This is a genomic window from Treponema bryantii (genome assembly GCF_900111035.1).
GTDB lineage: Bacteria > Spirochaetota > Spirochaetia > Treponematales > Treponemataceae > Treponema_D > Treponema_D bryantii_C.
In genome coordinates this window covers 133330-150950 of the sequence record NZ_FOFU01000005.1, presented here as the reverse complement: position 1 = coordinate 150950, position 17621 = coordinate 133330, and the positions used below count along the sequence as shown (strand labels likewise).

General features: G+C 35.9%; 4 protein-coding genes. All 4 read right to left on the bottom strand.

The window, feature by feature from the left end; all coding sequences use genetic code 11:
* Window positions 1-21: 21 nt before the first annotated feature.
* Window positions 22-14250: a hypothetical protein gene (locus tag BMY21_RS10490; protein WP_074643884.1), complete on the bottom strand. Its 14229-nt coding sequence runs from the start codon at window positions 14248-14250 to the stop codon at window positions 22-24.
* 242 nt (window positions 14251-14492) lie between these two features.
* On the bottom strand, window positions 14493-16322 hold the full coding sequence (locus BMY21_RS10485; protein WP_074643882.1) for a dihydroorotate dehydrogenase: 1830 nt from the start codon (window positions 16320-16322) through the stop codon (window positions 14493-14495).
* An 81-nt stretch (window positions 16323-16403) separates the two neighbouring features.
* Window positions 16404-16874, bottom strand: a complete 471-nt coding sequence (locus BMY21_RS10480; protein WP_074643880.1) for a GNAT family N-acetyltransferase — start codon at window positions 16872-16874, stop codon at window positions 16404-16406.
* A 405-nt stretch (window positions 16875-17279) separates the two neighbouring features.
* Window positions 17280-17582, bottom strand: coding sequence for a helix-turn-helix transcriptional regulator (locus BMY21_RS10475; protein WP_074643877.1), 303 nt, complete (start codon window positions 17580-17582; stop codon window positions 17280-17282).
* Window positions 17583-17621: the final 39 nt, after the last annotated feature.

Below are 17621 nucleotides of genomic sequence, written 5' to 3'. Positions count from 1 at the left end.
CAGGTGTGTTTTTATAACCTGTTAGTCTGTTTCTGGCAGCTGTTTACCAAACTCAATGTTGGTTGCAAGGTAGCCAACTACTGGATCTCCATCTTCATCGAAGTCGAGACAAACATTCTGGAACTTCGGATCGCCTCCCTGTGGTGGAGTAATAGCAGGTACTGTCATGTATTCCCAAACTCCTGTTGTATAACCATTTGAATCAACACCCTGAATAGCTGGATCTTTTTCCGTAGCAGAAGCAATATCGGTTATTGCACCAGTAAAATATGCAAGTTTGATAGAATCACGACCACCAGTTTCTGTTGAATTATAGTAAGCAATTACAGGCTTATTATAATATTTACTAGTTGCATGATCTGGATTTGTATCTATGCGAACCTGTGTCCAGTGACCTACAGAACCATACTGATCTACACGCACCTTCTTGAGAGCTGTTTGTGGTTTATGCTCTGTGCTATTCCAACCTACGTACATATAATACAAGTCTGAATCATTTGCATCAAAACCTGTAATATGTATTCCATTATTAGAATCAAGACCAAGTGATACATAGTTACCGACATATTCTGGGAAAGAAACGCCTGAATCATCAAAGTTTATCTGTTCTGTCGGATTACTACCAGTAACTTCAGATGTTGAATACATCAGCTTCAAAGCAGATGCAACCTCATCGTAATATACAATTACAATTCGATTGTCAGAAGTAACTTTCATGTCAAAATACTTTGACGGCTTAGTATCATCTGTTGTTTCAACAGCTTGTATACGACCTGTATTATATTGTAACTGCTCATTATAATTAGCTGTTGATGTCATATTATTTTCACTAAAGTTGACTGCTTGAGAATAAGTTTCCCCTGAAGAATCTTTGTGACTACTATCAAGTTTCATAGATTTTACAGAAGATCCAGATAAAGTCGCAATCGAATAAGTATTCATAGCATTTGTTCCAATATTTGGACTATTATTTATTCTGTAATATCCATAGGTATCATCACTACCATAATATGTAAGCAGATAATAATTATTATTATATTTAACATAATGCCCTGTTAAATTCTTTGTAGTAGAATAATAATAATAGATTTTGTTTTCATCGTCATAGATTCGTGTAAATTTAACAGAATTTCCATCCGAAACATAAGTGCCATCTGATTTACCAACCATAAAATTACGAACTAGTATCTCATGAGTGTTATCATCATAGTATGCAACATAAACAGATGCAGTTCCTGTTTTTGAATTACCACTTGCAACCATTTTTGGATACATATACCTACCAGTCATTAAAGAAGAATAATTAACTGTCTCTAATGCTAATCCATTATTTTCTGGAGATCCTAAATAATTCCAATTTGTAGCTCCATCCTCTTTAGTTATTCCAACACCTGGTGCCCAACCACTTCCTGTACCATATAACTCTGCATATCTATCATATACATACCACATAGCACACTTATCACGGTCAAATACAGAAATATGATGGAACCGACCACTAGCATCGCGGGCCATTCCAAATTGATTTCCTACAGAGTTCTTTGCAAGATATTCGATGTAAACTTCATCACCATTTTCATCAAATTTAGCACGTTGAGCCATTGCATATGATGCATAGTTTTTACCTGCACCAGTTCCCGCTGCTGTTCCGACATCTGAATTACGTCCACCACTCTGATTCAAATAACCAAATACAGGTTTATCTCCTTCCATTATTAAAGTAGGATAGTAACCATTACGGGTCTGATTACCAGTATCATGCATACTCCATACCATCAAATATCTGTCATCTGTAAGCATAACATTCTTTGTTGTATTAAAGTCTGCCTCGCGGTTATATGAATATTTATAATCATTTACCGTTGCTGTTGGTTTTCCGTTTGAATCTTTCTTGCCTGTAAGTGTGTATGAACCATAAGCATCTGTTGTATTAATGTTATTCAATGCACGAATACCATTTGTAAATACTTCAAGATAGCCACTATTTGACAAATCATTGCTTACAGTGAATCTAGTATAACCATCAGATGCTTCAGCTGAACGAGTTACTGTAACACCACTATCTTTTGTTACATCAGCATCATCTACAACATCAGAAGTTACGATACATATTTCATCTTCATCTGGATTTAGATTAAATCCTTCAATAAGTATAAAGGCATCTGTTGTATCCTTGATAATACTGTAGTTTCCACTCGCAGAGCGAATATTTGCATCTTTTAATCCGCTCTTCCTTCTATTTGGTGTAGAAATTTTACGGATATATGGCACAACATCCATTGAGTAAACCGGCTTGCTATACTTAGCATCGCTTGTTGCTGAAACATTTGAAGCACTAGCACTGTCTGAAGAAATCTTACCGGCGTGGTCTTTTGTTCTTATGCTCAAGGCTTTATCAATACCTACCTGACTTGTAATCAGAGCGGTATTAATACTCAGATACCAGTCTACCTTATGTCCTGTCTGGTCAAAGTAGATATCTGAAACATTCATTTCCCAGCCATCTGAAGCCATACTTGCAGATGCAGATTCCCACTTTGCAGTTTCTGGATTATACCAAGCTGCCTGAGCATAACCTGTCATTCCGGTAGCAGCATCATGGCCGGTTGCAGCAAGTGAGTTGGAAGCTGTAAAGTCGTCAAACTTGAACCAGATTGAGCTTAATCTTGTATCATCATAAGCAGTTCCGTGGAAGGTAATTTTTCCAGAAACTTTTGCATCTTCTCCAAGTGTATCAGTATCACCAACCTTAGTTTGTTTTATGAGATTATTATTTGCAACATCTGCTTCTAGCTCTATATGACCGTTTTCTTTAATTGTAGCATAAAGGCTGTTCTTTGGTGTAATAGTAACCTTAGTTGTTGTAATCTTTCCGTTTTCTATAACTGTTGTTTCTGTTGTACCCAGCTTCTGTCCGCTAGAAAGACTTTCCATTACATCTGTGACATCGCTCTTTTCGACCTCATCTTCGGTAACAATTGTACGAATTGTATAACCTGTACCAGTCCATTCGAATGGTTTGATTACACTTACCGGGTTGTTTCCATCAGTGAGATCCTGCTTTACTTTTGCATTAAGGATTGTCCAACCGGTGTCTGTTCCTGGTGTTGAATCTTCTGTTGAATCCCAGAAGGTAAAGCTATAGTAAACAACCTGATCTTCATAAGTTGCTGCATTAGTTGTTAAAAGAGCATCTGTTGCTTCAATTGCAAGTGAACCACCATAGTTCTGTACAGTTTCTCCGTCTACTTTATTTGAACTATATGACCAGGTTGCATTTTCATAAGACTCTCCTGATTCTGTAGTAACTTTGCGTACAATTAAGTCATTTGCACCAGAAGCTAACATTTCTCTTCCAGCATAAGAATCACTTGGAATAGTACCTGCTGAAGTAATCTTGTCTGATTCTCTGGACATCTGCCAGTAGAATGGGCCAACACCACCTACAAATTCTGGAATTACGGCAATACCAGATTTTACTTTCCAGTAAACAGGATTTCCATCTTCATCATCTGAGAATTCTTTTGATGTATCAAGATCCCAGTTCTGTACACCAGTCTTTGTAAGAGGTTTTCCATCATCATCTGTATCTTGGTAGAAAGTCTTAAATTCGCCAGTTCCATAATCAAACTTACCGTTTCCATTCAAGTCAGTTCCAAGCATTACCTTTGTAATTCTTGGAGCATTATTACTTGCACGAGTCTTAATATATCCATGTCCAACATTACCTGCCTTATCGAATGCAACTACATGAATCTCTATTGGACCATCTGGAATATTGGCAGAATTAAACTTAGCTGTCCAGTTATAACCGCTGCTCTTATTACCATCATAGGTTTCGTACATTTTATCGCCATCATCACTGCTGCTATTCAAAGAGCCATCTGAGTCTTCTCGTTCACCTTCGTGGTCTACTACCATTGCATAAACGAATTCTGCCGACATATCATCACCTGTATACTCTGGAGTAATTGTGATTTCTCCAGAAGTTCCGTCTATTGCAGTAATAGTTCTATAAAGGCCTCCAAGTTTTACAAGTCCACCAACACGAATATTTGGATTCATTGGCTGAGTAACTTCTTCTTCTCCTACAGTTACAGTTTTATCCTTGAGTTCGTTATTTGTAAACTTATCGTTATGATCAGTTACCTTGGAAAGCGTAAGAGTTCGAACAGGTAAGTTATCGCCATTTATTTTTACTGTAGTAATAGATGTACTTGATGATGCAATTGCAATTTTATTTGCCTGATTATCGGTGCCATGTGCTTCCATTACATTGTAAATTCTGGCATTTGCACCTATACCACGTTTGAAATAGAAGACAGCCTTATCAAATCCACTTCCTGCTTCTGTAATTTTTCCGGCAAGAATAAACTTAGAACCATTAGAATTCTGTAAAAGCTGGCTTGTATCATTTAACAATGTACTTGCCTTACCGTATTCATCGCGGTAGAGTTTGATTCCTAAGTCTTCTGTATCAGCTGGATCAGCCTTGTACATATCTGGGAACGATGGATTTGTATCATCTACAGAAACCTTAAATGATTCTGTAGACTGACCTCCAGTTCCAGAAGTGTTATCTTTTACTCTGACAGTAATATCCAGATTTTCACTAGAAACCGGAATCTTATATTTAAGAGTTTGCTGACCACTATAAGTTACAGTTGTTCCTGTTATAGTAGCAGGATTTGAATTTCCAGATGGAGGTGTTATACTTGTTTTATTTCCAGTCCAGAGATATGTTTCATTATTAAGTGTAATTTCAAATTCCTTCATGAAATTATCATCAACTGGTGTAGAAACTTCACCTTCCAGATACCAGGTATAACCATTTTCATTCTTTACGTAAATATCTGAATTATATTCACGACTAGGAACTGCAGTTGTACTTCCTGTCGCATAGCGATTAACATGATTACTTCCAAAGAATGGAATTGTATTATTTACCTTTATTTTGGTTACTGTTGACCAGGTACTTACCAGAGTAGCTTCCTCATCATTATCAACAGCTATAGCACGTACAAGCAATATTTCATCTGTATCAAAACTGCTGATATTTAATGAAAGTTTCCAGTTCTTTGTACCTGTAGCAAGCAAGCCTTTCCAGGTTTTGGTTGGAATAGTTTGTAATTTGTCACCACCTACAAGATTATTTTCTGCAAAAGTATTGTCTCCATTCTTTGCAATCTGTACATAAACAGCCTTTACGCCTTCATCATCTGTTGCAGTTCCAGAAATGGTTACATTACCACTCTTTAATACTCCTTCGTCCGTAGATTCAGGGTCTGTTATAACTACAGATGGTCTGTCTGTATTTGGGTTGAATCTGATTTTTATTTCTTTATCTTCAGCATTTTCACCCTTATCATACTTTCCTTTCCAGATATAACCTACATTACCTACTTCATCTGTTACCTTGAAACATACAGGAATATCATATACACCTGTGTCTAAACCATCCTGCTTAATATTATAGGCTTCATATTTCGAATCAATATGAGATTCATTATTACTTTCAATTGTATAATTTAACTGGTCAATTGCAAAATTAACAAAATCAACACGCCAAGTAGTTGAAACATCTTCTATTGAAGTCCAATCGTCACTTCCAGTCAATCCAGTCATGTATGATTTCTTCTGAGCATCTGTTTTACCATTCCAGCTTGAATAAGGCGGAATATGGTATGCCATTGCCTGGATAGATGACATAGAATCTTCTACTTCACCAGAGAATGTAAATTCACCTGTCTGCTCGTTTGCCAGCTTTGGACTTACGTTTTTGATTGTAATTTCAGCATTATTGTCTATAGTAACAGGTTTTTCTTTTGTGCCTGTTTTTGAAGCCATATCAGTTGCAACAAAGTTGAGTGTATAATTAGTTGTAAGTGCTGAACCCGATATTTTCTTGCTCAAATCATAAGGACCAAGTATATAAGTATAAATATTCGTATTTTCAGTATTAGCTATATAAACTTCAGATTGTCCCGATCCTACATCTTTGAATTGAGCAAGATAATTATCTTTCTCCTTCATAGGAGTTGTTGAATCCATTCCTGTTTCTTCAGTTACCTGGACTTTTACATACATAAGAGCCTTATCTTTACCAAATGAAATGTTATTCTCTGAACTCCACTGCAATTTTGGTGTTTGCTTATTCATGTATGCTTCAATTTCACTTGCTGAATAACGGACATTTGCTGTAGCAGCATCTTCATTATACAAATCTGTTTCAAATCTTATGAGTTGTACACTATTAATTTCTGGAGACTTTGTATCATATTTGAATGCTATTCCACTAGTATTGTCTTCTTTTTCTGTAGAATCTTTATAAGAAATATACGGTCGTTTAAGTTCAGATGCGGCACCTGTCCAGAATACATCATCATCACTAGCGGCATTTGCATCTGCAACTGCCCAATACCATGTTGTCTCACCTTCTCCTTCTGAAGAGTCTATCTGCCAGTTATTATTTTCTATAGTGCTCTTTGTTTCATCTGCACCAAATTCTACCCAACCTGTATTTTCACCATTTAATGATGGAGCAGAAGAAGGAGCTGTATTATTATTCTTCTTTGACCAGACCCAAAGCCTGCTAATCTGGTTATCATCATCTTTTATAGAACCGTAGACTGTTGTTGAAGTTATATATCCAGTTCCATCGCGTTTTACCTGATTCATCTTGATTTCAGGGCGGTCGCTATTCTGATTGATTTCTAATCCACCCGCAGGAGCTGTATATGGTAAGTTATATATATTACCAAAATTATCTTCTGCTGAAACAGAGAGTGTCAGTGCTTGTGCATCTGTTCCATTATAGAGATAAGTTGTATCCAGTTCTGCTGACCAGTTCTTATTATCAAAGAAAGTCAAAGCCTTTTGTGTTTGAGTAATTGAACCTGGTGTCGGATATTTGAACACTACCTCTTTCTCAGTATCTCCTGTTCCAGCTTTTGCAGTAAGTGTAATTTTGCTTATATTATTCTCATCTGTTGCTGTTCCAGAAATTATAGTCTTCTTTCCATTTACTTGAATTCCTGTAGCACTGTCTTTGTCATCTGGATTTGAAATTGTAAGTACAGGAAGTCCAAAATCAACCTTGATTGTCTTACTTTCAGATGCTGTTTTTCCAACCGCATCTTTAACAGTAAATGATAAACTTGGAGTACCTGTATCTTTACCACTCAAATCAAATGGTCCAACAATATATGTATATTGATTATTTGATGGAGTAACATTTCCTGCTGATATTGTTCCAAGATAACTGCAAGTAAGAGGTGTTGTTGCATCCATTGCAGTTTTTTCTGTTACAATAACCTTTGCATAAAGATATTTATAAGTTCCTCCGAATTCCAGATTATTTGTTGTTTCTGTCCAACCCTCAGTTGAAGCAGTAACAGTAGCAGTATTTACATTTGTTCGTAATAATGCTATTGAACTAATAACTGGAGCATTTGTATCTACCTTAAATTTAACAGGAGAACTGTTATCTTCTTTGCTAGCCTGATTATAATATTTAATATATGGTCTTAAATCAGCAGAAGTGACAAATACGCCCTTAGCTGCATCGCCAACGGCAAAATACCAGTTCTTCTGACCATCAACATTATCACCAGATAAGCTGCAAGTCCAAGAGGTTCCGTTTATAGGAATTTCGGTCCAGCCTGTTGCAACCCAATCAGTTCCTACATAAGATGGGGCTGCCGGTGCTGAGCCATCAGAATACCATAACTTCAATCCTGTTGTTCCATCATCATCTGAAATTGAGCCAAGAACATCTGTTGAAAGCAGAGTAGTTGAATTACTCTTTTCTATCTGCATAAGTGTAATCTGAGGACGATCTGTATCCTGATTTACAATAACTGCCTGAGGAGTTGAATAACCAATATTGCCAGATTTATCTTCGGTTGCAACCATAAAGTAAATTGGTGTATTGTCTGCTATAGCTGTAGAAGTTCCAGTTCCTTCAAGGTTTGCTGTATTAAGATTCGTAAATTCCCATGAAGCAGTATTTTCTGTAGTTCTTAAAAGTTTAAATTTTGATGCAGCAGTTTCTCCAATATCAGAAGTTGTAATTGCAGACGCTGCTTTTCCTCCAAGTGTTGAATCTTTTGTGTAATACAATTTAAGTGTCTTACTACCAGCTTCATCTACCTTGAGTCCGCTACCTCCAGATACATCTTCTGCAGTTCCTTTTAATGAGATTATTCCGTTAGCTTGAATTCCTGTTACAGTTGCATCTGCATCATTTATAGAATTTGTGTCTATAGTTACAGATGGAGCGGTAGTATCCTTAAAGATGTTTGCAACAACCTTATCCGATGATGTTTTCGCAATATCTGTTGCTGTCGCAGAAATTGTTACTGAATCATTATCTTTTAGAAGTGGCGCTACATCTGCAAACCAGATATCAGTTTCACCTGCAGCTGTAGATTTTGTACATGTTACAGTTTCATCATTACAAGACAATATTACAGACTTTATTCCAGAAGATGAATTTGTAATATTATCAACCTGTGGATCTGTAACTTTTATCCTTACAACATAAGAATCCTTTGCATATTTAATTGCTGTATCAGCTGGCGTATTCAATTCAATTTTTGGAGGTGTTGTATCCAGATTCATTGAGTAGTTAACGTATACGCGAGAGTCTGTAGCTGGATTATTATCATGGTCTATTGGATCTGAAGTATCCAGATAGTAATTTCCAACATTATCTTCAGCTACAATAACAAGATAGTTACAACCTTCTTCCAACTGTGGAATTGTAAAGGAATATGTTGATTTTATAAGTTTCCAGTATTTATAGAATTCTATAACATTTGTATCACCATCGCTGGCATCAATGAAAACTCCATTTTCAAGTTTCTTCTTCTCAACTACTGCAACTCCATTCTTCTTAAGCTGATTTCCTTCATATGGATCAGTATCGCCTTTCTTCACATTATAGAAAACACGCTTATATTCTTCTGTTGAAGAAGGAGCAAAATATTGATTTTTTCTGACAACATCTTCCACAAGCGCCGTTTTTTCATCGTCGTCCAAATTGTATTTCTCTTCGCCATTTTCAAAAATCAATGGATTATCTCGAGAATACAGTTTATAGAATACCTGCTTTAGTCCACTTCCTTTATCTTCAAAATCTCCGCGAACCTTTATAGTAGAAGTATTAGTAAATGAACCACCTGCATATTTTCCACCAGCAGCAGTATCTATATCAGTATAAGTTACATCATCATTAGTGTTTGTAGTTCCTTGTGTATCCGTATAAGAATTCCAGGTCAAAGAATAATCTGAAGCATTTGTTTCCTTAATATCTGTATTTTCTCCATCTCCAACACGGAATACTAAATCTTTTCCTGTTGAATCAACTTCATGAACACTTTCAGGTCCTGCATTATCAAATTTGATATCTGGCAAAGAATATTCTCTATAATTACCAGCGTAATCGTAAACTGTAATTTTTGCTGTCGCAGAAGTTACAAAATTACTCAAATCAATATTTGTAAAATATGCAGTATTAGATACTTTCGTAATTGTGTGAGGTGTAGGAGTAACAGAATCTTTTAATTCAAGTCTTATAAAGTCTACTCCAGAAGCAGGGCCTTCTGTAGAAGGAGCATTATCTGGTCTTGCATCATCAGCCTGACCCGTAATTATAAACGTACCCTGTTTGTTATTGATATAATATTCTTCTACCGTAGTATTATCAGCTGCCTTCTTGGCATATACAGAGTAATGTTCAGAATCTGTCGTGAAATTCAATTTATCAAAAGTAGGTAGTGTTGTATCACGGCTGATTGCAAACAGATTTTTATCTGATTGAAGTCCGTCTGCTCCAGCAGCGTTATAACCATATACTTTTAATGTATCTGTACCAAGCATATCATTTGTAAACTCTGCTTTCCATGATTTTATAGATAATCTGTTAGCATCTGTAAGCGTTTCAATAGAGTATGAATTATTTGTATCGCTGGCTTCTCCGGTTGAGTATTTTACTGTTGGCTGCTTTGGTTTATTATCAGTTCCGTTAGTAGTACCTTCAAAAACAAGAGGTCTTACACCACTCTGATCATCAGAATAATTTCCATAAACAATAAGTTTTGATGTATTATTTATGTAAACAGTTCCGCTTGCGGTCTTTAATGTACCATCGTCTCCAATCTTATACTTATAGACTTCAAGAGTTGGTGCTGATGTATCTACCTTTATAGTCTTAGTTACAGACTCAGCAATGTTTCCTGCTGCATCTTTTGCATTAAGCGTAATCGTTAATGAAGCTCCATCAGAAGCAAGTTGTGCAGAACCTGTCCAGTTATTATCTTCAGTTAGAGATAAAGGAGATACTCTATCTCCACCATCCTTGTTTAAGGTAATACACTGAACTGTTGAAACACCAGAAACACTATCTTTTACTACAACATCGAGTTTTAATGATTTTGATTCATACCATTTATTTTCATCATAAACTACATCGTTCAATTTTAATGTAGTAGTAATAGTATCATTATTATCAATATAATCAATAATTGGTGCTGTATAGTCTATTGTAATCTGTTTCTTTTCTGAACTTTGAGTTTTTCCGACTTTATCTGTAGCAACTACCCAAACTTCATATTTCCCTTCAGTAAGATAGTTAGCTGCGTTTGTATTTTCACTTGGACCAAATACAAATAGTTGTGTCCATACTCCATTATTTCCCGCAACACCATTTGTTATAGCAATATCAAATGATTTTGCATTCTCAGATTCTTTTTGCACATAAACCTTTAGAGATGCAAGACCTTGTGAATCTGTAGCCTTTCCATTTACAATAACCTGTCCCTTTCCACTCGTAAGGTTAGTTGAATTATAAACTGTCTTCGAAATTTCGAAATTTTCTATACTTGGAGCAGCAAAATCTATATCAAATGCTAGAGTTGCTACATCAGAAATATTTCCTCGTTCATTGTTAATCACATTTTCATTTTCATCATAATTTCCTGTTTCATCCTCTGCATAGACATGGAGATACCAGCTGCCTTCCTCAAGTTTACCGATCTTCTCACTCGCTGAGGCAGAAGCTTTTACAAATTCCTTATCAATTGTAAATGGTCCGTTAAAGGCTTCTGTTTTTTCAAAACCACCAGCTTCATAAAGTTCTCCAGGAGCAGAATCATGAGTAAACTTATACCAGATCCATGAAACTCCAGCCTTTTTATCATTTGTTTTTCCACTAAACTGTGTTGTTTCTGTAAGAGCATTTATTCCTGTTTTTCCTGCTATTGGTGATTTAATTTCTATTGTTGGAGGCTCATTATCTACCTTTAATACAACCGACTTCTGTACACTTGAATTTCCAATTTTATCTACAACCTTGTAATATACAGTTACATCTTTTGCTTCTTCACCTGGATAATAAGGGTCGATTTTAATTTTATCATCATATGTAAGTTGGGTATCGGAAATCTCTGCAACTTTCATGTACTGAGAATCATCCGTAGTTGAAGTAGAATCAATTGTATCATTATATGTTCCCCATTTATCATCTGTTCCTTTTTTTACAACCTGTCTATAAAGTTCATAAGGTCCTTCAGAAGGAGAAACTGTTATTGTATTTGTAAAATCATAACTGCTTTTTCCGTATTCTTTATCGCAAGTTACAGAAATTGATGCTTTGTCCTGTGTTATACGTACTAGGAATGGCCCTTTTATTGTCTTTTTAGAAGTATCAACAGTATCTGCTGCAATGATTGCATATTCATAGAAACCACAATCCTCATCATTTGGAGGGAAAGAATATGAACTGATTGTAACCAGTTTATTAGGAGTATCCTGTGTTACTTCAAAAGCAACATTATTTAATTTAGTTGCATCAGCTTCCCAATTTGTTATTGTATGGGTATTTCCGCTGGTTACAATGTCAAGTTCTTTATTTACAATCGAAAGTTTTGCAGCACCATCATCATCATAAAGTTTAAATTTTAAGACAGCACCTTTTTCTACATTACCAAGTTTAGCTCCTTGCTGCTGATAATATGCATTTATATCATCCATAGCAAAATCAAGCTTTGTATAGGTCACATCTTCACCGATATAAGGCAAATCAGTTGATTGATCAATTATAAATGTGTAGTTTGCATCTTTATCTTGTGTAGAGGTTTTATTTCCGGCAACATCGTATGCAGTAACTCTGAACACAATTGTTTTATTATTATATTTTTCTTCGGTAGTATTAATTGTTATTGTTTGACCTGTAATTTCTGTTATTATTCCTTCCTCAATAACACTTGAATCTGCTGCATTTATAATTTCATATTTTGGTGCAAAATACTTTGGCTCTTTTCCAGCTTCAGTTTCTTCATCTTCCGAAGCTAAACCTGAGCCTCCTTTATCATTCAGCATTACAGTAAACTCAACTTCACCGTTCAAATAAGCGCCACTTTCTTCTGTACCAAAATTATCTACATATTTTTTTGCTGTTGCTGGTTTTGTAATACTGATACTTGGAGCATCAACATCATATACTATTGTCTTTTCAATTCTCTGTGAAAGCTGCCCACTAAGATCAGCCTTAAAAATAAACTTATGAATACTATTTGTATTTCCAAATGAATCATAAAGATATGAGAAATCGTAACGTAAAGCACCATTAACTTTAGTAGCATCAGATTCTTCAAAGGTTATTGTCGTAATAAGATTAGCATCTTCATCGGTTCCCTTATAAATCAGAATTGTTGAAACCCCCATTTCAACTTCAACATAACCAGTAAAAGTCTGATTTGAATCTTTCTTAAGATAAGTAGTTACATCTTCTGGTGTCTCAATTACAAGATTTGGTCCACTTCCATTCGATGCAAGGCGGAATCCGAATGGTTTTCCACCATCTACTTCGACCTTATTATTTGACTGGTCTTTACCGTCTACGCCAAAGATATAGGTTTTACCAATTTTAAGACCATCAACACCTTCTTCACTTCGGGAAAGTCGTACATTAAATCTGTATGAGGAGCCATTTGGTTCCTTCGTAGCTTCCGGATAAATCTTCTCATCCTTTATTGTAATGGACTTATCGTTATTTGTAATAATTTCCTGAACATAAACCTTAAGGCTGTTTTCATCAAGAGGAATATCATCAAGACCTGGCGAGACTTCAACCATTACTGTCAGACCTGTAATAATATCATTTACAGTTCCATTAAAGTCATTACCATCAAGAGCAAGTGGGCTGCGTCCTGCGACAATATAAGTTGGATTGTTTTTTGGATTAAGAATGAAGGAACTTACTCTCTGCTGATAATCTTCAGAAAGCAAATACTCTTCTTTTACTGTATCAGGAGATACGGCTCTTGAAGCTGAATCATCAATATAAGTTCCGTTTAAAATTGAGTATAACTCTGTAATTTTATAATACTGTAAAAATGGTGTATAAATATTTTTATACAGGTAGAAATACTCCGCACAGTTTCCTTTTTCATCATCTTCTGTAGCTGTTTCATCTTCATCTGCATAACGGGCTGCGCCATCATATGCATAAATTTTACAATAAAGTTGTTTTCCAGTTCCATCTTTTGGAACATTTATCGAAAATTCTTCTGTTTCTCCTTTATTGTATATATAATTCTCATCTTTCGAATCATAATCTGCCGCATCCATTGAAATAGATAGCGGTACATTTCTAAGAACAACAGGTTCATCATTAACCGGCTGTGTACATTCTTTGTCAGTAAAAAGCTTCAGTTCTATTCGGCTGATATTGTTTGTATCTGCGGCCTGTCCTTCGAGGGTAAACTTCTGACCATATTTGTCTGGGCTTGATAAATCTTTTGCAGTTGAAGGACGGGTAAGTACTATAATTGGAGGGGTGTTATCAATAGTAAAGGTTCGCGTTACAACTGTTTTTCGGTTTGTAGAGTCTGCAATTGTGATGGTTGCCTGATATGAACCATCTATTACTTCTTCTGCAACTGGATCAATTACATATTTCCAGGTACCCTTTCCAACTTTTAATTCCTTAAAGTCGGCATCAAAGGTATGTGATTTGCTGTTTGCCAGCCCGTCAGTTCGTTCAAGCTTTACTTTGACGGAGGCGATTGTACCGTCATCGGTCCAGTTACCGGCTATGGCAAATTTATCACGGATTACTGCATCTACTGGAGGAGTTGAAATATCCAGTGTTGGTGGGTCTGTATCTACAGCGGCACCAAGACCTATTTCACATGAAATGGCAAAGACTGAAACAATAAATAATAAAGCAATCGCAAATTTCTTCATATCAACACCTCTTATGAGTCAAAACTTTTCAAATTTTTTAAATGTTGATACTTTTTAAAATGTTACTACTTATCTTTATTTATCGGCAGAATACCCCTATTTTCTCCATAAAAAAGGGTTTCCAAGATGATAGCTCTTAGAAACCCCTCTGAGGTTAAATATATTACAGTTTAGTAAAATAAGCAAATTTTTTTCTATAATATAAGCAAAATCTTATTTTGACTTAAAATTCGCTGATTTGCCTATTTCTGAATAATTCCTCGCATTTCTTCTATATTATGATATCCTTTGCGCTTCATAAATGCAGCAAGACCATCTATCATTTCAATCATCGCATTTGAATTTGCAAAAGTAGCTGTTCCAACCTGAATGGCAGAAGCACCAGCCATTATGAATTCTACAGCGTCTTCCCAGGTAGCAGCACCACCAATAGCGATTACCGGAACGCGTTTCTCTGCCGGCAATTTGTTGATTGCTTCGACAATTTCATAAACAAGACGCACTGCAATCGGGCGAACTGCTGGGCCACCAAAGCCTGCTTTAAGTTTGTCGAATACAGGAACTCCACGCTCAATATCAATTGCAATTCCCTGGAAGCTGTTACACAAACTGATTGCATCTGCTCCGGCTTCAATACATGAAAGGGCAACCGGAACAAGCTCCTGAGATTGTGGTGTAAGTTTTACGATGAGAGGCTTTTTGGTTACAGCCCTTACAGCGCGGACGGCACTTTCTGCTCCTACGCAGGTCATTCCAAAGGCAGCACCACCGGCACTTACATTAGGACAGGAAATATTAAGTTCGATTACAGGAACATCTGTTGAATCCAGCAGTTTTGCACCTTCAACATAAGTTTCAAGTGATGAACCGGAAAGGTTTGCAATCGCTACCGGTTTAAGAGCCATCATCTCTGGTAACTCGTGTTCTATAAAATGAGGGATACCAGGATTCTGAAGACCGATACTGTTCATAAGTCCAGCCGGAGTTTCATGAAGACGGATTCCATCATTTCCCTGACGAGGTTCAAGTGTAAGTCCTTTTGAAGAAATTCCTCCGAGTCTGTTTACATCAAAGAGTGTTTTATATTCAACTCCAAAACCAAAAGTTCCAGAACTTCCAATTACAGGATTAGGGAACTTCACGCCTTTGAGCGTAAAACTGAGGTCCGGTTCCTGATCAGCAGCAAGAGGTTCGCGGCGAGGCTGAACTTTGATGCCTGCTACTTCTGTTACACTATTAAATAGAAGAATATCACCATCAAATACAGGTCCTTCTTTACAACATCGTTTTTTTCCTTCTGTTGTATCGATTACACAACCGAGACATACTCCAACTCCGCAGGCCATATGAGCTTCCATACTGAGCCAGCTTTTTACCCCAGCTGCTTTACAGATTTTCTGAATATACGCAAGCATTGGAGTTGGACCGCAGGCATAAACAGCTTCGTAATTTCCTGCCTTCAGAGTATCCTCTGTAAGAGCGGCTGGAAGCATTCCATGAACGCCTACACTACCATCATCTGTAGTGATTACAATTTTTTCTGCTTTTAGATTTTCGAGACCATAACTGCCGCTTTTGAATGAAGCATAAAAGTCGTAAGAACCGGCAGGAAGAGTTTCTGCAAAACCAGCAACTGGTGCAACACCAATACCACCACCGATAATAAGAACCTTTCGATGGCTGCCTTTGTCGAAACTATCATTAAAACTCGGCATCGGGAATCTGTTTCCACATGGACCAATCAGATTGATAAGGTCTCCAAAATCCAGAGAACAAAGTTCCTTAGTTCCCTTTCCTTTCAGCAAAATCAGAAATGTAAGTTCAACACGATTTTCTTCTTCAACAAGAACCTGTGAATGATAAACACTGATTGGCCGTCCCAGCAGAACATCTGAACGAACGGCATGAAGCATATAAAACTGGCCTGCAGCCGGTTCCTGTGAACCTGCCTCCAGCAGAACTTTCAATGAATAAACGCTACCAAAAGGAACTGCCCCAACAACAGGAGCACACTCACTTACAACACCTTTCGCAAAAACAGGGTACGGAATTCCCTGACAATTCTTGAACATTATAAACCTCGCTTTCTTCGGTTTATTACAATACTGGCAAAAGGGGAATTTTTCAATTAGTGTTATTTAGATTTTCTTTAATTATAGAAAAGCTGTTTTTTCCATATTGATTGTTTTTTCTGCAAAACCAAATCTATCATAGAGATTTCTGGCTGCATCGTTACTGGCACAAACCTGAAGTTCTACTTTCTTATACTTTTCTTTCTTTGCATATTCAAAGGAATAATTAAGTAATTCAGTTGCAACACCACGATGCTTATATTTTTCTTTTACAGAAAGAACATCTATATTTAATGATTTATAAAACTTAAAATAATTCTGTGAACTTTTTCTCGTACGATGACAGATAACCAAGCCCATTATTTCTTTATCACGAGCAACCCAGATCATGTTTGACTTAATAAGTTTTTTGTATTCTCTTTTTTTCAGCTGCTCACTACTTTTTATGATCTTATATAAATCAGGTCTCAAACTACAGTGATAGTCCTGACATTCCTGCATAATACTTAGAAGCTCTTCATAGTCATTTTTTCTGGCACTTTCAATTACCATAAAAGCCCTCGATATTTTTACTTGAATTTGTGTAAAAATCAAGTTGGAAATGGTAGTAACCATTACTACCATCCAACTTTTTACAATCCTTATACAGGTGTTTTTAAATAATTGTTTTTAACTCTTTTTTAAATACTTTTTATTTTGTAATTATTATTAAATGATTTTTAAATTATTATTAAATAAACTTTTTTTATTACCTATACTTTACCCTATTTTTTATTATAATCAACCCTCTAGAAGCGGGTTTATGACAGAAGTCACACCTCTTTTTGAACATATATGACAAATGTCACATGATTAACCATGGTTATAGTAATAAAAAATCTTGTATTCACTAAAACTATAATGCTTAGATATGACTTTTCACATTTTTACTCCAGTTTGATTTATTTAAATATTTATTTACATATATTTTGTAAACACTTTTAAGATTTCATTTTTTAAAACAGTAATATTCTTATTATATGTTTTAACTTCTTTTACATTACTACAAGGTTCTTCAAGAAATAACTGATAAGGAAAAATATTATTTACATTACAAATTCTATCAATTACTTCAACCGAAGGAAAATACTTTCCATTTTCAATTGCATTATAATAGTTTGTTGAAACATCTATTAATTCAGCAAACTGCGACTGGGTTAAATGTAACTGACATCGATAGTAACGTAGATTACTGATTAGAACTTTTTGAGTATGTAACATTTTTACTTACCTCATTATTTATTCACTTTTTTCTCTTAC

What these genes read in the sequence shown, in the direction of transcription:
- BMY21_RS10490 (WP_074643884.1), bottom strand. Translation starts at nt 14,250, where the DNA reads ATGAAGAAATTTGCGATTGCTTTATTATTTATTGTTTCAGTCTTTGCC.
- BMY21_RS10485 (WP_074643882.1), bottom strand. Translation starts at nt 16,322, where the DNA reads ATGTTCAAGAATTGTCAGGGAATTCCGTACCCTGTTTTTGCGAAAGGT.
- BMY21_RS10480 (WP_074643880.1), bottom strand. Translation starts at nt 16,874, where the DNA reads ATGGTAATTGAAAGTGCCAGAAAAAATGACTATGAAGAGCTTCTAAGT.
- BMY21_RS10475 (WP_074643877.1), bottom strand. Translation starts at nt 17,582, where the DNA reads ATGTTACATACTCAAAAAGTTCTAATCAGTAATCTACGTTACTATCGA.